This is a genomic window from Aestuariibaculum sp. M13 (assembly GCF_024723255.1).
GTDB lineage: Bacteria > Bacteroidota > Bacteroidia > Flavobacteriales > Flavobacteriaceae > Aestuariibaculum > Aestuariibaculum lutulentum.
Genome location: NZ_JANIAC010000002.1, coordinates 69,004 through 94,099 on the forward strand (window position 1 = coordinate 69,004; position 25,096 = coordinate 94,099).

General features: G+C 32.6%; 16 protein-coding genes. 14 read left to right on the forward strand and 2 right to left on the reverse strand.

Going from position 1 to position 25,096, the window contains the following annotated elements; all coding sequences use genetic code 11:
* The first annotated feature begins 7 nt into the window (after window positions 1–7).
* The 5 genes from NO995_RS07460 to NO995_RS07480 are packed head-to-tail and all read left to right on the forward strand — an operon-like array spanning window position 8 to window position 3,622.
* On the forward strand, window positions 8–472 hold the full coding sequence (locus NO995_RS07460; RefSeq protein ID WP_258226955.1) for a hypothetical protein: 465 nt from the start codon (window positions 8–10) through the stop codon (window positions 470–472).
* Window positions 469–1,722 (forward strand): hypothetical protein, encoded by a 1,254-nt coding sequence (locus tag NO995_RS07465; RefSeq protein ID WP_258226956.1) that lies wholly within the window; start codon window positions 469–471, stop codon window positions 1,720–1,722. Before NO995_RS07460 ends, NO995_RS07465 begins: the two co-directional genes overlap by 4 nt.
* Before the next feature lie 23 nt (window positions 1,723–1,745).
* Complete coding sequence (locus NO995_RS07470) at window positions 1,746–2,039, forward strand: hypothetical protein (RefSeq protein ID WP_258226957.1); 294 nt, start codon at window positions 1,746–1,748, stop codon at window positions 2,037–2,039.
* On the forward strand, window positions 2,032–2,499 hold the full coding sequence (locus NO995_RS07475; RefSeq protein ID WP_258226958.1) for a prepilin-type N-terminal cleavage/methylation domain-containing protein: 468 nt from the start codon (window positions 2,032–2,034) through the stop codon (window positions 2,497–2,499). The genes NO995_RS07470 and NO995_RS07475 overlap by 8 nt, the downstream gene beginning before the upstream one ends.
* A complete protein-coding gene (locus tag NO995_RS07480) occupies window positions 2,489–3,622 on the forward strand; it encodes a type II secretion system F family protein (protein ID WP_258226959.1) in 1,134 nt (377 codons plus the stop codon). The genes NO995_RS07475 and NO995_RS07480 overlap by 11 nt, the downstream gene beginning before the upstream one ends.
* A gap of 283 nt (window positions 3,623–3,905) precedes the next feature.
* On the opposite strand, the gene NO995_RS07485 is transcribed toward NO995_RS07480, so the two are convergent.
* Window positions 3,906–5,102: an IS256 family transposase gene (locus NO995_RS07485; RefSeq protein ID WP_258226960.1), complete on the reverse strand. Its 1,197-nt coding sequence runs from the start codon at window positions 5,100–5,102 to the stop codon at window positions 3,906–3,908.
* A 402-nt stretch (window positions 5,103–5,504) separates the two neighbouring features.
* Between NO995_RS07485 and NO995_RS07490 the strand changes: the two genes are divergently transcribed.
* The 5 genes from NO995_RS07490 to NO995_RS07510 are packed head-to-tail and all read left to right on the forward strand — an operon-like array spanning window position 5,505 to window position 14,083.
* A complete protein-coding gene (locus NO995_RS07490; protein ID WP_258226961.1) occupies window positions 5,505–8,579 on the forward strand; it encodes an RHS repeat domain-containing protein in 3,075 nt (1,024 codons plus the stop codon).
* Between the two features lie 23 nt (window positions 8,580–8,602).
* Window positions 8,603–9,052, forward strand: a complete 450-nt coding sequence (locus NO995_RS07495) for a lipocalin family protein (RefSeq protein ID WP_258226962.1) — start codon at window positions 8,603–8,605, stop codon at window positions 9,050–9,052.
* A 6-nt stretch (window positions 9,053–9,058) separates the two neighbouring features.
* Window positions 9,059–13,126 (forward strand): RHS repeat-associated core domain-containing protein, encoded by a 4,068-nt coding sequence (locus NO995_RS07500; RefSeq protein ID WP_258226963.1) that lies wholly within the window; start codon window positions 9,059–9,061, stop codon window positions 13,124–13,126.
* Between the two features lie 22 nt (window positions 13,127–13,148).
* A complete protein-coding gene (locus NO995_RS07505; protein WP_258226964.1) occupies window positions 13,149–13,550 on the forward strand; it encodes a hypothetical protein in 402 nt (133 codons plus the stop codon).
* The gene (locus tag NO995_RS07510; protein WP_258226965.1) at window positions 13,550–14,083 is read left to right on the forward strand and encodes a hypothetical protein; all 534 of its coding nucleotides are present in this window, start codon (window positions 13,550–13,552) and stop codon (window positions 14,081–14,083) included. The genes NO995_RS07505 and NO995_RS07510 overlap by 1 nt, the downstream gene beginning before the upstream one ends.
* 346 nt (window positions 14,084–14,429) lie before the next feature.
* Here the strand turns inward: NO995_RS07510 and NO995_RS07515 are convergent, their stop codons facing one another.
* A complete protein-coding gene (locus NO995_RS07515; protein WP_258226966.1) occupies window positions 14,430–15,422 on the reverse strand; it encodes a DDE-type integrase/transposase/recombinase in 993 nt (330 codons plus the stop codon).
* Window positions 15,423–15,915: 493 nt separating this feature from the next.
* Between NO995_RS07515 and NO995_RS07520 the strand changes: the two genes are divergently transcribed.
* The 4 genes from NO995_RS07520 to NO995_RS07535 are packed head-to-tail and all read left to right on the forward strand — an operon-like array spanning window position 15,916 to window position 25,078.
* Window positions 15,916–18,930 carry a hypothetical protein gene (locus NO995_RS07520; RefSeq protein WP_258226967.1) on the forward strand — a complete coding sequence of 1,005 codons (3,015 nt, stop codon included), beginning with the start codon at window positions 15,916–15,918 and terminating at the stop codon, window positions 18,928–18,930.
* 19 nt (window positions 18,931–18,949) lie between these two features.
* Complete coding sequence (locus NO995_RS07525) at window positions 18,950–19,399, forward strand: hypothetical protein (RefSeq protein ID WP_258226968.1); 450 nt, start codon at window positions 18,950–18,952, stop codon at window positions 19,397–19,399.
* Between the two features lie 6 nt (window positions 19,400–19,405).
* Window positions 19,406–24,571, forward strand: a complete 5,166-nt coding sequence (locus NO995_RS07530) for a DUF6443 domain-containing protein (protein WP_258226969.1) — start codon at window positions 19,406–19,408, stop codon at window positions 24,569–24,571.
* 12 nt (window positions 24,572–24,583) lie between these two features.
* Entirely contained in the window at window positions 24,584–25,078 is a 495-nt protein-coding gene (locus NO995_RS07535; RefSeq protein WP_258226970.1) for a DUF4348 domain-containing protein, read from the forward strand.
* Window positions 25,079–25,096 lie beyond the last annotated feature (18 nt).

Here is a 25,096-nt window from a genome sequence, read left to right on the forward strand (position 1 = left end):
TTAATTAATGAAAAGCAAAAAGAATACATATTTATTGTTGGTAGGTGTTTTATCTATTTGGGGTATCGTTGCTTTTAAAATATTTTCTGCGGTATCTCCAAAGGATACCAAAATTAAACAAAAACAAATCATTCAATTTAATCCTAAGCATAGTAAAGTTATAGACACCTTTTCGATTAGCATAGTAAATCGGGATCCTTTTTTAGGAACAATGTATGTCAAGCCAAAACGAGAGGTTGTTGTAAAAAAAAGTAACGTTAATAGAAAGGAAATTGTCTGGAAAGATGTTAGCTACCATGGTAATATCTCTAAAAAAGGAAATACGGAAAATATTTGTATAGTTTCTATAGATGGAAATCAAAGGGTGATGCATGTCGGACAAGAATTTGGTGGAGTAAAATTAATTTCTGCAACTAATGCACATATATTGGTGAGTTATCAAGGTGCTAAAAAGAGGGTTGCGAAACTATGATTAAGTTAAAGGCTGGTGCATTACAGTTTACAATATTTGTTATTGTCATTGTTGGTATTTTACTAGCGACGTTCATTATTTTTATTTACACACATAATCAATTTCATAATCAGTCTGAATTACTAGTTAAAACTATTAAAAATGCAGATAAGGGAGTTGATTACTTACTCCATAATCTAATCGATTTAAAGTATTCAGAACCTTTTAATCTTGAAGCTGAAAATGAAGAATTAATTAGCATTACAACTGATTTTTGGGGTGTGTATAAAAAAGTAATATCCACTTCAAGTATCAAACAAAACACTTTTAATAAGGTGGCATTGTTGGGATTTAAACGATCTGATAAAGATGTAGCTCTTTATGTTGAGGATCATAATAGACCATTGGTTGTTGTTGGTGATACCAAAATCATAGGCGATGCCTTTATACCGGAACAAGGCATTCGAACAGGAAATATCTCAGGAAATTCTTATTACGGGTCTCAGTTAATTTATGGAAGGAGTAGAACCATAAAAGATTTTCCTAATCTCAATACAGAAATTTTAAACCAAATAAAGCATATAAAAGATAGAATTAAGGATTTAGATAATGGCTATTATTTAGATGTTGAAGGAAGAAGAGTAATAGAAAAATCTTTTTTAGAACCCTTAAAAGCTATTTATAAGCCAGATGTTATAAAGCTTACGGAAATATCACTAACAGGCCATATTGTTGTACAATCAGAGACCAAGATTAAAATTGATGCATCAGCAACTCTACATGATGTTATTTTAATAGCACCTCAAGTTGAAATAGGGGATAATGTTAAAGGGAATTTCCAAGTTTTTGCTTCTAAATCATTGAAGGTTGGAACAGCATGTAATTTAACATACCCATCGGTTTTGGTTTTAAACGAAGAAATAAAAATAAGTGAAACATCTAATAATGAAACACCTGTGTTGGAAATAGGGGAAGGAACAGAAGTTAAGGGTAGTGTTATATTTTTAGGAGAATCAAAAGGGTATAAGGCTCAAACTATAATCGATAAAAACACTATAATAACAGGAGAGGTCTACTGTAATAGGAATTTAGAGCTTAAAGGAATTGTGGAAGGTGTTGTATTGACTTCTAGTTTTGTTGCAAATCAATCAGGTTCCTCTTATCAAAACCATTTGTATAATGGCATTATCGATATAAATAAATTACATGATAATTATGTCGGTATTACTTTTAAAGATGAGAAAAGAGGAATAGTAAAATGGTTGTATTAAAAAAAATAAAAGGATCAACATTAATGGAAACCTTAGTAGCTAGTGTGTTAATTGTGGTTGTATTTATGTTATCCAGTATGGTTCTGAACAACATATTTTCAAATGTTATTAATGGAAAAACCAGAGATATCGAAGTATTTATAACCGAACAAGAATACTTATATCAAAATGGATTATTGAAACTGCCCTTTCAGGATGATTTTAAAGAGTGGCATGTTTCCATTATTAAGGAAGATAAACAGAATCAGGTTTTTATCGAGGCAATACATACGCAAACTCAAAAGGGAATAAATAGAATTCTAAATAGCAATGATTAAAAAAATTAATGGGTTTACATTAAATGAATTGGTCATTGTGTTAATTATAACGAGTATCGTTGTGGGACTTGCCTTTTCTATTTTATCTATCGTTCAAAGGCATATGTCGGCGATTCAAAAAAATATAATACATCATACACAATTGGATAAATTAGAACAGCGCTTATGGATGGATTTTAATAGGTTCTCCACTATTACTTATGATAAAGACAATGAATTGTTGATATTTATTAATGAACTAGATACGCTTAATTATGAATTTTTAGACAAACATGTTGTGATAGGTTCAGATTCTTTACAAATTGAAATCAAAGAAGTCAATCTGTTTTTTTTAGGACATTCGGTTGATTCAGGAAATGTTGATGCTTTGAAATTAGAAATGACAGAAGGGTTTCAAAGCCAACAACTTTTTGTTTATAAGCATAATGATGCTGCAATATTTATGAATAATGGCATTTAAATTAGATAGTGTTACCAACATAGAATCACGACAAGAAATCGATAAGCAAAATGGTTCTTTTTTAAAAAAGGAGATTCACTTATTTAATAAGGTATTCTCAAATAAAGTAAAGGAGGATTTTTATACTGAATTAAGCGTCCTTTTAAATGCAGGAATAACACTAAAAGAAGCACTAGAACTTATTTTAAGTTCACAAAAGAAAATATATAATAAGACCTTATTATCAGATATTTTAAACGATGTTATTTCAGGGCAATCTTTATCTGAAACGCTTAGCGTAAAAAATCAATTTTCACAATATGAATATTATTCCATAAAAATTGGAGAAGATACTGGAACCCTAGCGTTAGTGTCAGAACAACTTGGTAGTTTTTTTGCTAAGAAGAATGAGCAAAAGAGAAACCTTATAAGTGCACTTTCTTATCCAATGATAATTTTAACCACAGCTGTTTTGGTTGTTATCTTTATGTTGCGGTTTGTAGTGCCTATGTTTCAGGATATTTTTAGACAACAGAAGGTAGAGCTTCCAGGAATAACAAAATTTATTATTGGTGTATCAGATTTTATGGGAGACCAAGGATGGTATTTATTAGTGTTAATTGTCTTACTTTTTGTTTTAAGATCTTTATTCAATAAGAAAAAATGGTTTAATGAGTTCAAAGGAACATTAGTTTTAAAAATCCCTTTTATTGGACATTTTGTGAAACTTATTTATTTGTCACAATTCACCCAAGCTGTTTCTTTGTTGGTAGCATCAAAGGTACCCCTTGTAAATAGTATCCAACTTGTAAAACAAATGATTATGTTTTACCCATTGCAAGAAGCATTGGGAACAGTAGAGCGTAACATTCTAAAAGGAGAATCCTTAAGTTTTAGTTTGAAACAACATAAATTATTTGACGATAAAATGGTCGCTCTTGTAAAGGTAGCAGAAGAAACTAATCAAACGGAATTTATATTTAGCAGACTTAATATGCAATATAATAATCAAGTACAGCAACAGTCAAAGGTATTGTCCACTATTATGGAACCTTTTATCATTTTAATAGTGGGTATTTTTGTTGGGATTATTTTAATAGCCATGTATTTACCAATGTTTAAGCTAAGTAGTGTTTTGGGTTAGTGATAAATAATTATTGTCATTATGTTTTTCGGTTTAGATTATAAGTGGCTAAATTGCAAACAACTGTTATAGTGAGCCACCCGTAGCGAATGAAACTGAGCTACTAAAAAATAGATTCCATTTATAGGGCATTACCAATCTTATAATCAAAAAGATCATGGCCAATAAAATAAAATATGAGAAAAGTAAATTTGTCTTTTTAGCCAGTTATAAATAATTTGTGAATTTATTGACACTATCCCGAAAAGTGTGTAAAGTATAAAATATCGAGGGTTTAGCTTTTTTAAATCTGGACCCTTTTTTCAAATATAGTTAAAAACTGGTTTAAAATAATGCCCCAGTTTCTAATCGGCATCGACCATTTTTTAGTAGCCTCTCTAAGAGCTAAAAAAGTGGACTTCATTACTGCTTCATCTGTTGGAAATGACAGCTTGTTTTTGGTGTACTTCCTGATTTTTCCATTAAGGTTTTCAATAAGGTTCGTGGTGTAAATGATTTTCCTAATTTCTAAAGGAAATTCATAGAAAGCGGTAAGCTCTTCCCAGTTGTCATTCCAGCTTTTAATAGCGTAAGAGTACTTGTGTTCCCATTTTTGAGCAAAGTCCTCTAGAGCGGCTTTTGCTGCGCTTTTGGTGGGTGCATCGTAGATATTTTTCATATCCTTTGTAAAGGCCTTCTTGTCTTTCCAAACCACATAGCGGCAAGCGTTACGAATTTGATGCACCACGCAGATTTGGGTTTTAGATTCAGGAAAAACGTTTTTAATGGTATCGGTAAAGCCGTTAAGATTATCTGTAGCTGTGATAAGCAAATCCTGAACGCCTCTAGCTTTAATATCAGTCAAGACACTCATCCAAAAGGCTGCCGATTCATTCTTACCCAGCCAAAGTCCCAAAACTTCCTTTTTACCATCCCTGCGTAATCCTACAGCAATGTACATGGTTTTGTTAATGACTTTGGAGTTCTCCCGAACTTTGAATACAATACCGTCCATCCAAGTAATTAAATATACAGGCTCTAGTGGTCTGTTTTGCCAGGCAACAATATCATTGGTCACTTTATCTGTGATGCGAGATATGGTAGATGTAGATACATCAAAATCGTAAACTTCTCGGATTTGTTCTTCGATATCAGAATTACTCATACCCTTTGCATAAAGGCTGATAATGACGTTTTCTATGCCATCGACCATATTGGTACGTTTAGGAACTAACATAGGGTTAAAAGAGGCTTCTCGGTCTCTGGGAACTTTAATATTGGTCTCTCCTAAAGCTGTTTTTATCTTTTTAGAAGCGTAACCGTTACGGGTATTGCTATTGTCGGATTGTTGATGTTTATCATAATCTAAATGCGCATCAAGTTCTCCTTCTAGCATCTTTTCAATACCTCGCTTTTGGATGGATTTTAGAAAGGAGGTCAGTTCGTCTCCTGTTTTAAACTGTTTTAAAAAATCGTCGTTTAGAAAATCTTCTTTCTTCATAAGTGTGTAAATTTTAAAATTAAACAAAAAAAATATCGAGAGCATTAACCCTCGATTTTTAATCTTTACACACTTTGTGAGATACTACCAATTTATTATTTTACAAGCATATGTTTTGTTAAAAGTCAACCTTTCTAATAAATAGTATGCGAAATATTCTCTAAGTAAATAACTCAGAATTCTTAAAGAGTCATAAATAAAATAAATATAGGAGTGTGATAAGAGGGACCATATTATTTAATTGCCACAAACAGTAGGGTTTGTCCTTATTATTGTGATGGTGATACCATAGAATTAAAAATAAATTATTGTGGATTTTTGCGGAAAAATAATACTACTTTAATGAATGTTTTTAATCTAAAAAAAGGACCTTTAATTTTAAGTTTAACTTTTTCTTTTCTGTTGTATTCACAAGAAGATTATTATGGAAAACAACTTAATTCAAATGTAATGTTGTCTTCTCAAACACTAATTAGTCCATCTGTATCCTCTCCTGATATTACAGCTTTTACAAAATATAATTTTGTTCCTACTTCTAATTACACAGGAAGAGCAAATATTAATATTCCTTTTTATGAGATTTCAAGTGGAAATATTCATATACCTATAAATATTTCGTATAATTCTTCTGGTGCTAAAGTATCAGATATGGCCTCTAATGTGGGTTTGAATTGGAGTTTAAATGCAGGAGGAGCCATTACAAGAATAATTAAAGGGGTGGATGATTTTACTAGACCGAAATATACAGTTTCTACTGAAAAGATGGGGGTTTCAGGATGGTTAGGTTATACTTCAGTAATTAGCAATTTTAGCGATGCATCACAACTTTATAATGATCCTGCTCCAGATGTTTTTGTAGTCAATGCTCCGGGACTTTCAACAAAATACATCCATGAAAAACATTTGAAGGCAACAAATGGGGAAACTACATTTTTTCCAGTTAGTGGGACTAAACCAGATCCAATAGAGCTGAATCATCAAGGAAATTTAATTGATGAAACATTTGGATTTGTGACAAAAACCTATTTCGATGAATCTCAACAAAATTATAAAGAGAATACAACATTTGGTCTTCAAAATGTTAAAGTAACGGCGTTAAATGGATTGGAGTATAGTTTTTCTACTCCTGATTTGTCCAGGCACCAAAGTGGTTATGGAGAACTAGGTCTCAATACTGTAACGGATAAAATTAGTGCCTATAAATTGGATCGAATATATGATCCTTCAACCAATCAGGAGGTTATTTTTGAATATGAGCAATATTATAATTACTTCGAAGAAATTATTTTAACTAAACCAAATTCTTATGGAGGAGGTACAGATATTCAATATTCTCATGATACCTCTAAAACTGTATTTCCATATTTACATCGATTAAAAAATATATATTTTGAAGGTGGGGTAGTTCAGTTTATTTATGGTTTAAATAGATTAGATAATACGGGGGAAAAAGCATTAACAGAAATTAAGGTTAAAGATCAAAATAACATAGTAGTTAAACACTTTAAATTGTCTTATGGTTATTTTCAATCAAACATAGGAGCGGGGACAGCGCAAAGTAAACGATTGAGATTAGATAGAGTGTATGAGGTGGATAAGAATGCAAATGAATTACCGGGGTATTCATTTAACTATGATACTTTAAATGAGATGCCTCCTCGAAATTCTTATGCTCATGATTTTCTAGGGTATAATAATGGATCTTTTAATCAGTCAATTGTTGATCCTGTGCCAATTTATTATTTCAAAAATAATAAGGTAATTCCATTCAATGAATCCAATTCGGTTTTATTGCCAGGAAATTTTTCATTGGAAGCCAATGAGGCCTATTGTAAATCTTACAGTTTGACTCAAATGACGCTTCCTACAGGAGGAAGAAATGAGTATGAGTATGAAATTAATAAATTTCAATATTTAGGAAGTACAAAAGAAGGTGGAGGCCTACGTTTGAAATCTCAGAAGATAATTGATGAAGAAGGATCTGAGCAAATTATAGATTATGAATATGGTTCAGGAGGTATTGCTAGATTTCCAAATTATGCTGCTTTTAAACTAAAAAATGGAAATTGGAATGCTTCTAGTAATCCACAAAATTTAACAGAATTGACTTCCTATTTTGGTATAGATACTTTTACTTCTCCTCAATCCTATGTAGAGTATACAAACGGTTCTTTTGTAGGTTATCAGAATGTTACTGTAAAAAATAGATTGGGTAATGGAAAGACGACATATAACTATAAGGGCTTTCAAGGGTATCCTAATTTAGATTCATCTAAGTCTTATAATATTTCAGACCCATATTCAGAGTCATGGAGTTTAGTAGGGAAATCCAGTCTTTATTTTGATAGGGATTTTATGAGAGGAATTTTAGAAAGTGTATTGATATATGATGAAAGTGGAGGTGTTTTGAAGGCAAAATATTATACTTATTCCTATAATGAGTTCAGAAGTATTAGTTTAAGCCACTTAAATAAAGCCGTTAGTGGTTCTTCTAATTGTTACTCAAGTAATGGTGAGTATTATTGGGTATCTAGTTGTGGAGGATATGTTGAAAATTTGGAATTACCGATAGCTAGGTATCTTTTAAGTTCTGTAATTGAATATGATAATTTAAATAGTCAAAACCCTAATTCATTTGTTACTAAAACTGAATATACTTATGATTTTAAATACCCTCTAATTAAAATTGAAAGAAAATCAGTCGGCGAAGATGATACTCTTCAAGGGTTAGATCCATTTTTAGAATTATACACCAATACAAATTATGATTTTCAACAGATTAAAGAAATAAGTTACCCTTTAACAGGAGGAAATCCTGAGTACAATGAGCAAGATGAGATTAGTGGTGTGGTTAATGCAGATAATTTAGTTGCTCAAAATAGATTAAGTACAGTTTTAAACGTAAAATACAAAGATCGAAATTCTGAAATTATTAGGGAAGAAAGATACAATTATAAAAATTTTGGAAATGATATAATAGATCTAGAGAATATTGAGTACATAGGTCATGATGGAACAGCTTCATTTTCGGAGCAGGTATCTAAAAGGGATAGTAAAGGAAATATTTTGGAAGTTGTAGGGAAAACAGGAAATCCTATTGTTTTTGTTTGGGGGTATAATAAGGAACATCTAATTGCTAGGATTGAAAATGCTACAATTGAACAAGGGAAGTTAAACTCAATAAATGCAACTATACAAACCTATATTGATGATGCGGTTGTTGCTTCTGATGAAGATAATTCAGGGGTAGCAGAAAATACGTTACGTTCAAAATTACAATTAGTAAGAAGTAATTTACCTTTAGCTATGGTGACTACTTACACCTACGATCCATTAGTAGGTGTGACCAGTGAAACCGATCCCAGGGGTAATACAATTTCCTATGTATATGATGATTTCGGAAGATTGGAATATGTTAAAGATGCAGATAGTAATATATTAAGCAAGAACGAATATCATTATCAGGGTCAACAGTAATAATCAGTAAAAAATAGAATAAAATGAGAGCAATATATCACATATGGCTAGCGATAGCTATGTCTTTATTTACCGTTTCAGAAGGTATATCACAAGAAATAGAACCTACTATTGTAGGGGAATGGCAGATGGATTATACCTCCAGTTACAACGAAATTTCATTTGAAGGCAAGGAAAGAATTAATAGGCTACCAGAAAAGATGAAGGAGCGAATTGAGTCATCATATAAAAGTCGGTTGTTAATTTTGGAAGATACAGGTGTGTTTCATATAAAGTCAGATAAATTAAAGGACTTTTCAGGGACTTGGCAGTATATAGCAAACAGTCAAGTCTTGCAATTGACTAGCGCTACAGGTAAATCTCATCAAGAATTTAAGGTAATAGAATTAGGAAGTAATCGAATGGTTTTAAAACTCCTTGGTAAGGGGGATTCAACAGCACTATTTGTAACACAATATTTTAATAAAAATTAAAAAACTATGAAGTGTAATTTTATTATAAACCACCGATATCTTTTTGTAGTATTCTGTTTAATTAAAATTTGGATTTTAAATGCTCAGGAGGTTGAATGGTCAGATACGGATGGGGTCGGTCGTTATACAATTCATGGCCTAGAATCTGTTGTTGCTGGAGAAAAAACGATGTTTGATATTTCAGATAATGATAATTGGGGGTCGTTAGAAGTGTTTACTTATGTTGATGTGTATGTTTGGGAAGGGACAGCTCACCATCCAGACGTACAGTTTCTAGATCCTAATCATTATAATGCGTCTAACAATTTGTTTTATTATATTTTTGATGAATTGAACAATCCACATGTATTTGAGGTTAAAATTGAAGCAGATCAGTCACCTGATTTTCCAGATGTTGAAGTTATTATAGAGGATGAATTTGGTATGTATTATTTATTCGAGATATATGTTGATGTAATAGAGTTGGAAACCACATGGTACGAAGATCAGGATGGAGACGGATTAGGCGATCCAAATTCAACACAGGTTAGTAGTTCTCAACCTAGTGGATATGTTGATAATAGTGATGATCAATGTCCTTTATCCTATGGTCCTTCATCAAGCAATGGTTGTCCGGTAGTTAGTTTAAGTGATGAGAATTATGTTTACACGATATCTCCTCAAATAGCAACTTCTACAGTTTCAAGCCTGTTAAATTCTCAAAAGATAGAGAGTGTGAAGTATTATGATGGATTAGGTAGAGCAAAGCAGAGTATAGGTATAGGAGCTGGAGGCACTGGAGAAGATGTTGTTACCCATATAGGTTATGATGCCTATGGCAGACAGGATAAGGACTGGTTGCCTTATGCGGCATCTGGTAATAATGGAAGTTTTGTTACTAATGCCGAATCAGGAACTAATTCCTATTATACGACTTATTTTGCCTCAGAGATTAGCTCAACGACGCCAAACCCATATTCAGAAAAAATTTATGATTATTCTCCTTTAAATATTGTAAAGGAAAATGCTTTTCCAGGTGAAACTTGGATGAATAAAGATTTAAATGATCATACAGTTAAAATCGAGTATGATAATTTAAAAACTTCAGACCAAGTTAGAAGATATACAGTTAGTTATTCAAATGATCAACCTGTTTTAGTTGATAACGGTATGTATTCTGTAAATGTTAGTTCAGAAGAATATCTGCCATCTGTTTTATTTAAAACTGTATCAAAAGATGAAAACTGGAATTCGAGTGAATTAAATGACCATACAACTCATACTTATAAAGATTATCTGGGACGAGTTGTATTGAAGAGACAATTTAATAACCAAATTCCCTTTGATACTTATTATGTTTATGATTTTAAGGGGAATTTAGTTTTTGTATTACCACCAAAATCTGAAGCAACAAATAGCAAGCCATCTCAAAGTATGCTTGATAATCTTTGTTTTCAATATAAGTATGATGGACAAAATAGATTAATAGCTAAAAAAATTCCAGGAAAAGGAACAACTTCTAATTGGGAGGAGATAGTTTACAATAGGCTGGATCAAGTTGTTTTAACTAGAGACCCGAATTTAAAAGCGCAAGGCAAATGGTTGTTTACGAAATATGATACTTTTGGAAGAGTAGCTTATACAGGATTAACGCTTAATAGTAATAGTCGTGCATCGCTACAGACTACAATCGATGGACTTACAACATCTTGGGTAACTAAACAAAGTTCGGCTACAAGCATTGCAGGAACAACAATCTATTATAATAATGGAGGTTTTCCCACATCGATTTTAGAGATACATACTATTAAATATTATGATGATTACACTTTTGATAAGTCTCCATTGGTTACACCACCATCAATTATAGACGGACAAAGTGTTGTAAACTATAATAATGCTAGTGGAACACAAAAATTAACCAAAGGATTAGTGACAGGGAGTAAGGTTCGTGTTTTAGATACCGATAACTGGATTACTTCGGTGAATTACTATGACTCAAAAGGGCGAGATATTTACAATGCGAGTTATAATGCATATTTACAGACGACTGATGTAGTTCAATCAACTTTAGATTTTACGGGTAAAACAACAAAAACGTTGACCACACATAAAAAGGGAACAGGGGCTGTATTAACAACAACAGATACCTTTACCTACGATCATGCAGGGCGCCTAGTTAGTCAAAAACAGAAGATAGGTGGGCAAGCAGAGGAATTACTTGTACTTAATGAATATGATGCTTTAGGTCAATTAAAGCAAAAGAAAGTGGGAGGGGCGGTAGCTACAACTATTGAGAACTCTGTAGGGTTGCAAACTGTAGATTACTCATATAATATTAGAGGTTGGTTAAAACAGATTAACAATCCGGCTAGTTTAGGTACAGATCTTTTTGGATATAAGATTAATTATAATGACCCAGTAGCCACGTCTACTTTACAATCGTCACCGCTATTTAATGGCAACATTAGTGAGACTCAGTGGAAGACAGCAAATGATAATGTGCTTAGAACTTATGGATATAAATATGATGCATTAAATCGTATTACACAATCAAAATTTAGTGATCAGGCAAATTATTTTTCAGAGTTTTATAGTACATTATATTTATATGATAAAAATGGTAATATAGAGTATATGGATAGGAATGTTTGGTATGATGAACATGATGATTTTGAAGATAATACATTAGATTATAGTTACCAAGGTAATAAGTTAGTTAGCTTACATTTGCAGGATAATGCATTTGGAGATTCTTTTAGGTATTATATTTATGATGCAAATGGAAATTTGTCTGAAGAGGTAAGAGAAGAAAATGGTTTTCAAGGTATATATAATGGACAACCAGAACGACAAATAAGTTACAATCATCTTAATTTACCAAATTATATAAATATTGATTCAAATGGAGCTGAAAATGATATATTAGGCGAAGAATTGTCAAGTGGAACAATTACATACAAATATGATGCTACAGGTAAAAAAATAGAAAAGAAAGTATCCGTGAGTGGAAATACAAGTGTTTATACTTTTTATACTGGAAATTATGTTTATTCTAGGATTGGGGATACAGGTGATGGAAGCTTGAAGTTTTTTAATCATCCTGAAGGATATGTAAATGCAGAGAATGGATATAAATATGTGTATCAATTTAAAGATAATTTAGGGAATGTAAGATTGTCTTATGAGAATATTGGAACAACTAGTTCTCCAAATCTTGAAATACTTGAAGAGAACAACTATTATCCTTTTGGTCTTAAACATAAAGGGTATAATGGTAACATAAATTCTACTAATTTAGCACTCAAATATAAATTTGGAGGTAAAGAATATCAGGATGAGTTAGGATTAAATTGGTATGACATTACGGCTAGGAATTATGACCCTGCATTAGGTAGGTGGTTTGTTATTGACCCTAAAGCAGATGATATTTTACAAGTAGATTTAAGCCCTTACAATTATAGTTGGAATAATCCTGTAAATTTAAATGACCCTGATGGGGAGTGTCCTTGGTGTTGGGGTGCTGTGATTGGATTTGCGGTAGAATATACGGTTCAAGTAACTTCAAATTTAGCTAGTGGACAGGAGTTGGGAGATGCTTTAACTAATGTTGACGGAGGTAAGTTATTAATAGCAACTGCAACTGGAGCTGCTACAGGTGGATTGTCGAGTGTAAAGGTAATCGGAGCTACAGCGAATGTTTATAAAGCTGTTGCTTTATCTTCAACAGCGGCAGGTGGGAATATTGTGAAGCAAGCTATAGTGGATGAAAACAAAATGTTAGACCCTGTTGAAATGGCGACTGATGCTATTTTGGAGGGAGTTCCAATACCTAAAGTAGAAGTGCCAAACGTTAGTTCCAAAACTATTAAAACAGCAGAGAGACAACTTGATAGGGCAGAAAGAGTAGCAGGAGATAATCCTAGACCGTCTAGAGCTCAAGCTGTAAAGGATTCCAAAGAAAAGGTCGAATCCTTAAATAGTAAAAAAGAAAATATTGAAACAATAAATAAGGTTGGTAATGATGTTAAAGATTCCGTGATTAAGGAGAGTATAAAGAATGAATTGGATGATAATAAGAAAAAAGATTATTAAAATGGAAATTATATAGTTAAAAATGAAAAAAAATTGGCTTGATATTATACTGTTTTTAGGGGTTGCTTTAATGATAACTGTTTCGGCAGTAATATTTATAAAAACATATGAGAAGAAAGAAATTATAGAGGAAGGTATCCAGGTTGAAGCAGAAGTGTTAGAGTCTCCAAACTCTTGCGATAATTTAGGGCGAAGACCTCCGTATAGCAAAATTAAATACCTCAATAAAATATTTATAAAAAAGACAGGTAATGATATTTGTCATTTAGTTTCACAACAGAAGTATGTAACCGTTTATTCAAATAAAAGTGGAGACGAAATTATATTTTTTGAAGAGTATAATTCAATGCAGTTTGTTTACGCCATAGGGATATTTTTAATTGCTATAGGAATAATAATTAAGAAAATTATAGAGAGAAATTAATGAGAGGTTTTTTTTTAGTATTATTTTTTATTAGCTTTTTTAAAATGTTTTCCCAAAATGAAAAAAGTTTTTTTGTAGAGAATAATAATAAATATGTCATTTTACTTGATAATGATGTTGAAGTTGCAAATAAGACTATAGGCAGTACGGAAATGGATTTTTTTGTTAAAAAAGATGATAGTAATTTGGGATATACTTTGGTTGTGTCAAAAATATTTGAGCATGAATTTGTTGAAGGAGATTTGTTAAGAACTAATTATGAGGATTTCTTTTTGGAATCATGTGGTTGTGAAATATTGAATAAAGAGGTGGTGGAAAATCATAATTTAGATACATATAGATTTAAAATTAAAGTAGATAAAAAAGGAAACAAATTTTTAGGTTATAATGATAGTTTTGTTTTTGGAGATTTTTTGTATAATATTTTGTTTTTAGCTCTGGAAGACGATTTTTATAAATATCGTGAAAGATATTTCGAAATTATGCAATCTTTGGTAGTCAATGGGAAAACTACCATCAATGGAGAGTATTAATGTTATGTTATTTATCAAGACTTAAGTTAGGATAGTTGGCTTATTTCCTAAGCCACTTAAAAACCTCAAAAAATAGTAACACAACCCAAGTTAAAATATACACGATAAGTGTAAATATTAAGCCAATAACCTTCAGGTCTTGCCCTATGGTTATTGGTTTATTTTTTTGCTCCGCATACTTAAACGCCATGCTATTCCTGAGCTCATTTTAAGATAAAGTGTCCCATATAAGGGAAACGGTTAAATATGAGTTGGTTATTATTTTGTGTTAGAATAAAAGCTAATTAAAATGTTTTTTTAGAAGGTAAAGGAAATTAAATTACTCTAGTTTTAAATTATTTCTGATTTATAGACATACTTTACAAGGAGTATTTCTGTTTTGAGCTATTCTGTACTGTATTTGATCTTTAAATTTATTAGAATAGATGCTAAAATCGATAGAGGAGTCATTAAAAATTTCAAAAGGCGTGTTTCCGTTCAAGCTAAGTTTTGGTCGTTGTAGGTTGTATGTATCGATGGCATGACTAAGTACTGCCTCAAGCTTAATCCGGGAGTTAATATGTTTGGGGTATAAAAATTGGTATTTCAGCACTTTATTAAATGCTTCGATCATAGAATTAGAAAACAATACATCATGTTGAGCTATTTTATGTTGAATCGCTCCATCGGAAGCTTCTATAACTGCACTAACGTTGGCGTTGACATTTTCAGAACCACCATCTGTTAAAAATAACGTCTGTTTTGGTTTGTATTTCAGATAAGCACTCTGTAATAAGTGGCGAATGGTTTTTCCTGAACTGTGCTTTTCAATTTGATAACCCAGAACCATTTTAGAAAAGTGATCCATTAAAATATGGATGTAGTGCTTAACGCCGTCATTCGTTTTAAAAATAGTGACATCCGCACACCACACCTCATTAGGTCTTGTAGTTTTAAGCGGATTATAATTATTAGGTTTTGTTATGATGTTAGTACCCGTAAAGCCTAAAATATTACAGTATTTGTAAAAGGTTGATAGTCCACAGGAAAGGGCATCATCTCTTATGGCTTTTAGATAAATAGAAGATTTTGACCATAATTTATAGGAGTCATGATTCATATAGTTTTTAATGGTGCGTACTTCACCTGTTAAGAGTTGATTTGGCATTTTTCTGGTGCACCATTTGTAATAGGAGGCTTCACATTTATGAATAAGGATGGTTTTGTAGTTCTCAAAAGAGCTTCTGGATATATTGAAAAGGTTTAGAGCTTTATTTATAGGAACGCTGTGCTTTACAGATTCTACACAGTTAACCACCAATGCCATGTTGTCTTTAATAAGCGACTTGAAACCTTTCACGTTAGAGATAATTTGGTTTAAGGTATCGGAGAGTTTAAAATAACCTTCGATTACGGTTTTAATTTTAGCAGACTGATTAAAACGTTTAATTAAATCGATTTCCTGATTGATAAATTCAGAAAGTTCACAGCCTTTATATTTGCTTTCAGACTCTTGTTTCCACCGGGATATATTAGAACTGGGAATATTGTGTCTTAGGTTTTCAGGAATATGCGCCTCTAAACCTACCCTGTAATAATGCTTTATACAGGTGTCCCAAGATTGGCGTTTTAAACTGGATTGAATTTTGATAAGTCTTTTTTAAGAGCAAATTTCAGAATTAAAACCTAATAAGTAATAAGGTTTTACCTTATCAATTGCACGGTGAAACCCCACCAGTTTTATCTGTTATTCTTGTAATTTTCAGACTGTATAATATTAAATATCAATTATTAATATGTTAAAACAGTTTGCGCTAAAGAAGACCTGGCAATTAAAAATTTTGTTTTTATGTATGCTGGCTAGTACTTGTTTGATTGCTCAAGGACTACCTGAATTGCCATCAATTATTCAACCTACACCAGCAGTTGCAGAGCTGGGTAAATATGGAACCTATCCTGTTTCCATGAATACAGGAATACCTAATATAAGTTTTCCATTGTTTGAGGTGAATGTTGCTGAAATTTCCTTACCATTTAGTTTGTCTTACCATGCAGGAGGGATAAAAGTGAATCAAGAAGCCACAGAAGTAGGTTTAGGTTGGAGTATTTCAGGGAACATGGTTATACACAGAAATGTATTAGGAACGCCAGATGAAATGCCAGAAGGGAATTTCAATATGCCAGTCATGGATTTTGATGAATATTATGCTAAAGTATCCCAGGGCGGGTATTCTGAAATTGAAGAAAATTATTATGATTTAAAAGCTTCTGCAGATGGCGCAGGAAGAGACACGAGGCCTGATATGTTTAATTATAACTTACCAGGGAAATCAGGGCAATTTATGTATGCGTCAGATAGGACCTATATGACTTTTCCTTACGAGCCAATAAAAATACTACGTAACACTATGGGGAGTGATTATGCTTTTTCAATTATAGATGATAAGGGGACTGAATATAGATTTAGAGATATAAATAAGATTTTGATTGATGATAGTCCTCAGCCAAGGAATAATTATATAACAGATTGGTATGTAACAGAGATTGTATCAAGAACGAAAAAAGATACAGTTTATTTTGAATATGAAACATGCGGTTATGTGAAGGAGCAAAAGTCATATTATCAAATGATGGAAAGTAATGCATCTGGATTAGAAGAGGAGAGTTATTCAATAGTTAGTCAGGAGGAGATGCGCGTAAAAAAGATAAGTTATCGTTTAGGAGAAGTAATTTTTAATTACAATACGCAACGATTAGATAGGACTCAGAGTTCAGCTAAAAGTCTTGATAATATAAGAGTCTATGATTTGAATGGGGAACTAGTTAAAGGGTTTGATTTTGTTTATGATTATTTTACTGCAAATTTTGGGTTGTCTGGTTACCCTGATTCTGATACTAAGAGATTAAAATTGTTGAGTTTTTCGGAGACTTCAGAGGCAGGTTCTGACATTGGTAAAAAATATGAATTTGATTACGAGGCAAATATAGGTATTCCAAGAAAGAGTGAATTTTCTCAAGATTTATGGGGTTTCTTTAATGGTAAGTTAAATTTCAGTTTAATATCATCTAAGACTGTTCAGGGTGATGATTTTTATTTATCGGACTTATATGGCACTACAAATTGCTGTCAAAATCCAACTACGGCAGAACAAAATACCACTTATAATATAGGTTCGGCAAATAGGGCGGTTGATACAAGTAAAGTAAGGATGTGTATGCTTAATAAAATTACATATCCAACTAAAGGGTATTCAATATTTAAGTTTGAATCCAATTCTTATACGTCGGAGTTATCAGGAACACCTACAACAGTTTATGGTGCGGGACTTAGAATAGCTAATATTAAGAATTATAACTTTGATGGTACGTTAGAGTCTTTTGAAGAGTATAAATACGGAGTGAGTGAAAATGGACTTGGAGAAAAGCTATTTAATGAAGATTTGTTGTTTAAAGATTATGATGATTACACTCAAGAATTTTGGGAAGGAGAGATGCCATATACTGGAGGTTGTACAGGAAGGGCTTCTTCATGGCATAGAAAATACCTGGGGTTAGAGGTATATTCAGCATTAAATTATAATGAGGGTAATTTAATTTATCCTGAAGTAAATCATTATCAAGGAACAGACCTTTCAAACTTAATTAAAACTAAATATGAATATATTTTAGTTTCCGAATCTATTATAGATGCTCCAGAAGTTTACAAACCAGAGCGTTACCTTAATAGTGGGAATTATGCAAATTTATGTCATAATTGGACAGATTCACAATTGATAAAAAAGACATCTTATTCTAAAAGTGGTGGCGTGTATACTCCAATACACTTAGAGGAATTTATCTATAATGAGGTTTACTCCAAAACTGATTATGGCTTGTTGTTTAAAGAATTACAAAAATATATAGAAGCGACCTGTATACGTACTCCTGGATCAGGAGGAAACCCTTATTATTTTATTGCAAATGAATTCCTTTATAAAAGTCGAGCCTATCGTATGACGGAGAAAAAAGAAACCTCATATTTACCGACAACATCGGAGGCAGTGGTTCAAACAACGACCATGGATTATGATAATACGGATCATATGCAAATGACGGTTTCAACGACGACGTCGAGTGATGGAAAGACATTAGTAAATAAGATGTATTATCCAGATGATATTACCTCTTCTAGTTATCTTTTAGGAGGTCCATTAACAACACTTCAAAATAATGCTATTAATCGTCTAAATTCAGATGGTGATATTCATAATGTAGTAGTTCCTATTCAAAGAGAAGTTTATCAGGATGATAATAGCAATGGCGTCGCAGACCCATCGGAACTTGTTTCTTTACAACGAACAAATTTTAAAGATTGGGGAGGAAGTGTGGTGCTTCCAGAAGAGATTAGCACCCTAAAAGGCGTTTATAACAGTAGTTCAAACCCTTTACAATCCAGAATTTATTATCACGATTATGATGATAACGGCAATCCTATAGAGGTTAGTACGGCTGATGGTATTCATATATATTATATATGGGGTTATAATAATCAATATCCCGTTGCTAAAATCGAAAACTTCACATCAGCACAGGCTTCTAATGTTCAAAGCTTAATTAATGCAGTAGTCAGTGCATCAGACAGTGATGATTCACAAGTAGATGAGGATTTACTTCGAACCTCGCTTTCAAACCTTAGAAACAGTTCGTATTTGTCGGGGGCTATGCTAAGTACATATACCTATGACCCATTAGTTGGAATGACTAGCATGACTGACCCTAAAGGGTATACTACCTATTATCTATATGATGCATTTAATAGACTTCAGTTTGTTAAAGATGATAGTGGCAAGGTACTAAGTGAGAATGAATACCATTACAAAGGACAATAACTAAAAATCCATAAAACAGATGAAATCTATATATACATTGACACTATTATTAGTGTTCATTTTAATGCCTATGTCTGAAGTTTCCGCTCAGATAAGTGAAGCAGATCTAATAGGTACTTGGAAATTGAACTATGAGAATACTTTAAGTAAAGTCAGTCAAGCCATGCGCTCTAAGTTTGATTCGTTACCAGCGCCAGTTCGCACAAAAGCAGAATTGGCCTACCGAGACCGGTTAATCTATTTGAAATCAGATAAAAGTTTTTTAATGAGGCTAACAGATGGTAAAACCGTCAGCGGCTTTTGGAAATTTAAAGAGGGAGCAAATCAATTGGAAGTTAGCACCTCCGGAGGTAAGGTTTTTAATTATAAGGCTCGTGTTTTAAACTTTAACACATTAATACTTGTAATTGATCCTTTCAATACAAGTGCATTATTTTCAGAAATGGAGTTTACTAAAATCAAAAATTAAAATGGTATGGATAAGATGTATATTTATTTACGAAGCTTAACGGTTGTTTCCTGTTTTCTTTTGTCATTTAATCTTTGGTCTCAAGGATATTATATAAGTGGACCAACCTCTGTGAGTTCAGGACCTACTTACACCTATACTGTCATGGACCCTAATTATAATGGGATATCAGGAATTAACTGGATTAATAATAATGGCGATATTCAATCGATATCCAGTACCAGTGCTGAGGCAACGTTCTATTCAGGTAGTTCAGCTACTATTGTGGCTGAAGTTTATGATGGTATGTATAATTATAACCTTGTAACTCTTAACGTAACTATTGGTACGGGGCCACCAGCTGTGCCCCCTGCACCTACCATCCAAAGCACGAATTGTGGAAATACGGTTTTAGCCAGAAGTAATCCTCCTAGCGGTGTGGTTTATTATTGGCAGAGTAGTAGTAGTGGTACCAGTACTTCAAATTTTTCAAGTACGATAACAAAAACCAGTAGTGGAACACAATATTTGCGAGCCAGAAGTACAGGAGGGACGTGGAGTACAGCATCGAGTAGTAAATCGTATACGGTTACTCAACCTACCACATGGTATAATGATCAAGACGGTGATGGTTTGGGAGATCCATCGAGTACGCAATCTGCTTGTAGCCAACCTATAGGTTATGTGTCTAATAATGATGACCAGTGTCCAGCACAAGCAGGGAGTTTAGGGAATGGCGGTTGTCCTTTAAGTGATGAAAATTATATACATACATTTGCTTATCAGGAAGCCTATGAAGAAGGTCAATTAGGTTTAGCACTTGAGGAGGAAAAGCAGGAGGTCGTTACGTACTTTGATGGTTTAGGCAGACCCAAACAAAGTGTAGGCATTCGAGCAGGAGGCAATTTAGAAGATGTTATTACCCATATAGGTTATGACGATTATGGCAGACAAGTTAAGGACTATTTACCTTATGCAGCAGTAACCAATGGAGGTTTAATAAGAACAGATGCATTAAGTGCAACAGGCTCTTTTTACAATACCTCCAAGTACGAAAATACTTTAAATCCATTCTCAGAGAAGAATATAGAGGCCTCTCCGCTCAACAGGGTACTGGAGCAGGGAGCTCCTGGAGCAGATTGGGCAGTCAATAAAACCAGTGATTCCGACCATACCATCAAATTTGAATACCAGACCAATGCAATAGAGGATTATGTGCGCTTGTTTGGAGTGTCTTTTGTAAATGGCGACACTAAAAATCCTCAACTAGAAGATAATGGGTTTTATTCAGGAAATGAGTTGTACAAAACAATAACAAAGGATGAAAACTGGAATTCAGGTAAGAATAAAACAACGGAAGAATACAAAGACAAGCAGGGAAGAATTATATTAAAACGAACATTTAAAAGTTCTAAATGGCATGACACCTATTATGTTTATGATGATTTTGGAAATTTAACTTATGTTTTAACTCCAAAAATGGGTACTTACCAAACAGGGGATCAAATGTGGCTTAATAAAACTAGTAACTATAATATAGTACCTGATATATTTACTGCAGAAACAGAAATGGATGAAGTTGAAAGTGAAATTGAAGTGGGTCATAATAATGGGAATTTTGATTTTTCTATAGTGATGGAAAGTGGGAATGGTCTATTCTTTGTAGATGGTACAGTTGAAGTTTTAGATTTAAGCTATTTTGAACCAGCGATACCAGATATGAATCTTGATTATTGGTATGATATTTACGGCATTGTTCAAGATGCGTTTATTGAAAATGAAAAATTATATTTTACAATAGATAATAATGGTTTTGGTGATTCTAATTTCGAGTTTTACGGCGAGGTAAATTATACTAATTACACGTTGCAACGTACAATTAGTCAATCCGAATTAGATAATTTAGCCTACCAATACAAGTACGATGAAAGAAACCGTTTGATAGAAAAGAAATTACCAGGAAAAGATTGGGAAGAAATCGTTTATAATAAATTAGATCAACCAGTTTTTACCCGCGATGCCAATTTAGAAGATGATGGTAAATGGCTATTTACTAAATACGATGCCTTTGGACGTGTAGCGTATACAGGTATTATTACTTCTAGTCTATCAAGAGAATTATTACAGGCAGATGTTAATAACATCCAAAATCAATATGAAGAAAAAACAGGAGCTAATAGTATTGCAGGAACAACTATATATTATAGTAATAATGCATTACCTTCTGTGGTATCCATTTCAGAAATATATACTATAAACTATTATGATGATTATACCTTTGATGGATTCACAACTCTACCCCAAACCATATACAGTCAAGATATAGTTAACTATGATAATACCGATAAGTTAAAAACTAAAGGATTATCGACATGTAGTAAGGTTAGGGTGTTAGATTCAGGTCCAAAAAAATGGATAGTAGCCGTTACGGGGTATGATGAGAAAGGGCGAGCTATATATGTAAAAAGTACAAATGAGTATTTGAATACTACTGATATTGTAGAAAGTAAATTGGATTTTGTGGGTAAAGTAGAAGAAACCAAAACAACCCATCAAAAGACAGGGCAGATTGATATTGTTACAGAAGATGTTTTCGAATATGACCATATGGGGCGATTAATAAGTCAGAAACAAGATATCAATAACCAAGACGAAGAACTTATAACTAAAAATCATTACGATGAATTGGGGCAACTTATTAAAAAGGATGTAGGGAATACTGAAGTAAATCCATTGCAAGAGGTAAATTATACCTATAATATTAGAGGGTGGCTTAAAACAATTAACGATCCAGTAACAATGCATGAAGATGGTGATTTGTTTAGTTTTGGAATAAATTACAACAAACCAGATGGCCCAACAACTTCAGTTTACACCAACGTACCATTGTATAATGGCAATATAAGTCATGTACTATGGAAAACAGATAATAAAGATGGAGGCTTAAGACATTATAATTATCAATATGATAACCTTAATAGGATTACTAGTTCTAAATTTGCTGAGAACCATTTATATAAATCACACTTCAATGAGTATATTTATGATTACGATCGTAATGGTAATATAGGAAGGATATTTAGGTATGGGCAACATCCAACAAATAGTCAAAACAGTTACCCAATGGATAATATAACTTATGTATACGATTATGGAAATAAATTAATTAACGTTAACGATGGCTATAGAGTAAATTCAACTTCTAATGCTATGGGAGGGTTTATAGATGGTAATACTGTAGGAAATGATTATGCCTATGATGATAACGGGAATATGATTCAAGACTTAAACAAGGGGATAAATTTAATAAGTTATAACCATTTAAATTTACCAGATTTAATAAACATTAACGACGGAGATAGTAATGTTGGTACAATTTCCTATATTTACGATGCTACAGGAGTGAAACTAAAAAAGGAAGTAAGTTTAGGGACTACTACGGAGTATGCTGGTAATTACGTTTACCAAAATGGTTCATTGAAATTCTTTAATCACCCTGAAGGCTATGTAGAGCCCAAAGTTGAAAGCAATCTGTCGGCAGGGTTCAATTATATTTACCAATATAAGGATCATTTAGGAAATATCAGGTTAAGTTATGCCGATAGTAATGGTGATGGTGAGATAAAAGGTGCTTCTGAAAATGTTTTCTTGGATGATTTAGATAATAATAGCTCTAGTGGATGGGATAGTGTTGGTGCTCTTTATGGGACATCAGCAACTATTGATAATACCCATAGTAAATCTGGAGATTCAGCAGTTAAATTACACATGGCATCTACAGGGAGTAAATATGCACATTCAAATATTTGGTATCCAATAAATAATTCTGTTGCTACAGATTATTATTTTTCAGCTTGGGTTTATGTTGAGAATACAGGTCCTGCTAATTATTCGTGGGCTAGGTTGTTCTTTTTTATGAACGAAGATACAGAGACAACATATTATACTGATATAGATTATATTCCAGAGACTTATATTAAGTATAAATGGATCTATTTAGAAAAAAAGGTGACAGTGCCTGCAAATATAGATAAAATAAATCTTAGGATAGGGGTTTACAATAATTCAAACTCAGGTTCCACCATTTCAGCATGGTTTGATAATTTAAGTATTCGTAAGGCTAATGATCCTAATGACATAGAAATCTTAGAAGAAAACAACTATTATCCTTTTGGTCTTAAACATAAAGGTTATAATACTAACGTAAATTCTACTAACTTAGCACTCAAATATAAATATAACGGAAAAGAACTGAATGATGAGATTGGGCTTGATTGGTATGATTTTGGAGAAAGAAATTATGACCCAGGAATAGGAAGATGGATGAATATTGACCCGTTTGCAGAATTTATGAGGAATCAATCACCTTATAATTTTGGATTTAATAATCCTATTTATTTTAGTGATTATGCAGGTACGATACCTTGGCCTTTACCAGAATTTTGGAAGATATGGAGTAGAAAGAGTGAACCAGATGAGTATTTTGGTTATATAAAAAGACGAAAAAGAAATCATTATGGGTTAGATTTAAATTATAGTGGGGGAGGAAATACAGATTATGGAGCTCCTGTAGTAGCAACTCACTCTGGTAGAGTAGCCCGAATAATCCCTTTAAGTGCTAATGATGGGGGTGGGAGAGTAATTGTAATAGAATCACCTGATGGAAGTTTTCAAACCAAGTATATGCATTTAAGTTCTGTTGCGGTTCAAGAAGACCAAGAAATAAGTGAAGGGGAAACAATTGGTTTAATGGGAGGTTCTGCTTTTGGTAAAGAAAATGGTAGAACAGCACATTTACATTATGAAATACATAAAAGAAACTCAAATGGTTCTTATAGAGCTGTTAATCCATGGAACGGAAGTCAACCTATTGACCCACAAACTTGGGTAAATCCGATGCCTTCTTTAGTTTCAGGGACAGAAACACAGTGGTCTACTTATTGGTCAAATGTTATGGACACCATAACTGAAGGAATGGGTAATACGGGGGATAAAGGTACTGGTTCAGGCGAATCAAAAAGTGGAAATAGCCGCGAACCTCTTACACCTTTACCATCCATTACTCCAGCACCAATTACACCATTACCAACAATAGAACCAGTACCAGGTACTGTAACTCCAATAAACCCAAGTCCAAGTCCTTCTCCATCACCACCACCAATTAAACCACCAAAACCATGTATTGATTGTTAAATTTTATATAGAATGAAAAAAGTAAAATTAATTATAATTTTAAGTTTCTTATTTTTAATAAGTTGTATAAATAAGGATAGAGAAAATAAGGAAAAGACCTTTACATCTAGCAATGTTGAAAATATGAAAAATGATGGGGAAGAGAAGGTACAGAATAAAGAATCTTTTAAAAATTGTAATGAGACTTTTGATGAGTTTTTTGAAAGGTTTTCTAGGGATAGTATTTTTCAAAAAAGTAGAGTTCATTATCCATTGAAATGGTATTTTTTAGCAGACAATGAATCAAGTAAATTAAGTTTAGATATTATTAATCGAGTTGAAGATTATGATTATATAGACTTCACAATGGACAGTCAATCTGATAAATATGAAGTTGTTTACGAAAGGGAAGAGAAAAGTGTAAACTATATATTAAAAGGTAGCGATAGTGGGGTATTTATGACTTATAAATTTAAAACCTTAGATGAATGCTGGTATATGTTTGAAATAATAGATGAATCTACTTAATTTTTATACTATTTTGAC

Coding starts and splice junctions, on each gene's coding strand:
- NO995_RS07535 (WP_258226970.1), top strand. CDS start 24,584: ATGAAAAAAGTAAAATTAATTATAATTTTAAGTTTCTTATTTTTAATA.
- NO995_RS07465 (WP_258226956.1), top strand. CDS start 469: ATGATTAAGTTAAAGGCTGGTGCATTACAGTTTACAATATTTGTTATT.
- NO995_RS07495 (WP_258226962.1), top strand. CDS start 8,603: ATGAGAGCAATATATCACATATGGCTAGCGATAGCTATGTCTTTATTT.
- NO995_RS07520 (WP_258226967.1), top strand. CDS start 15,916: ATGCTGGCTAGTACTTGTTTGATTGCTCAAGGACTACCTGAATTGCCA.
- NO995_RS07460 (WP_258226955.1), top strand. CDS start 8: ATGAAAAGCAAAAAGAATACATATTTATTGTTGGTAGGTGTTTTATCT.
- NO995_RS07470 (WP_258226957.1), top strand. CDS start 1,746: ATGGAAACCTTAGTAGCTAGTGTGTTAATTGTGGTTGTATTTATGTTA.
- NO995_RS07480 (WP_258226959.1), top strand. CDS start 2,489: ATGGCATTTAAATTAGATAGTGTTACCAACATAGAATCACGACAAGAA.
- NO995_RS07505 (WP_258226964.1), top strand. CDS start 13,149: ATGAAAAAAAATTGGCTTGATATTATACTGTTTTTAGGGGTTGCTTTA.
- NO995_RS07525 (WP_258226968.1), top strand. CDS start 18,950: ATGAAATCTATATATACATTGACACTATTATTAGTGTTCATTTTAATG.
- NO995_RS07510 (WP_258226965.1), top strand. CDS start 13,550: ATGAGAGGTTTTTTTTTAGTATTATTTTTTATTAGCTTTTTTAAAATG.
- NO995_RS07475 (WP_258226958.1), top strand. CDS start 2,032: ATGATTAAAAAAATTAATGGGTTTACATTAAATGAATTGGTCATTGTG.
- NO995_RS07500 (WP_258226963.1), top strand. CDS start 9,059: ATGAAGTGTAATTTTATTATAAACCACCGATATCTTTTTGTAGTATTC.
- NO995_RS07530 (WP_258226969.1), top strand. CDS start 19,406: ATGGATAAGATGTATATTTATTTACGAAGCTTAACGGTTGTTTCCTGT.
- NO995_RS07485 (WP_258226960.1), bottom strand. CDS start 5,102: ATGAAGAAAGAAGATTTTCTAAACGACGATTTTTTAAAACAGTTTAAA.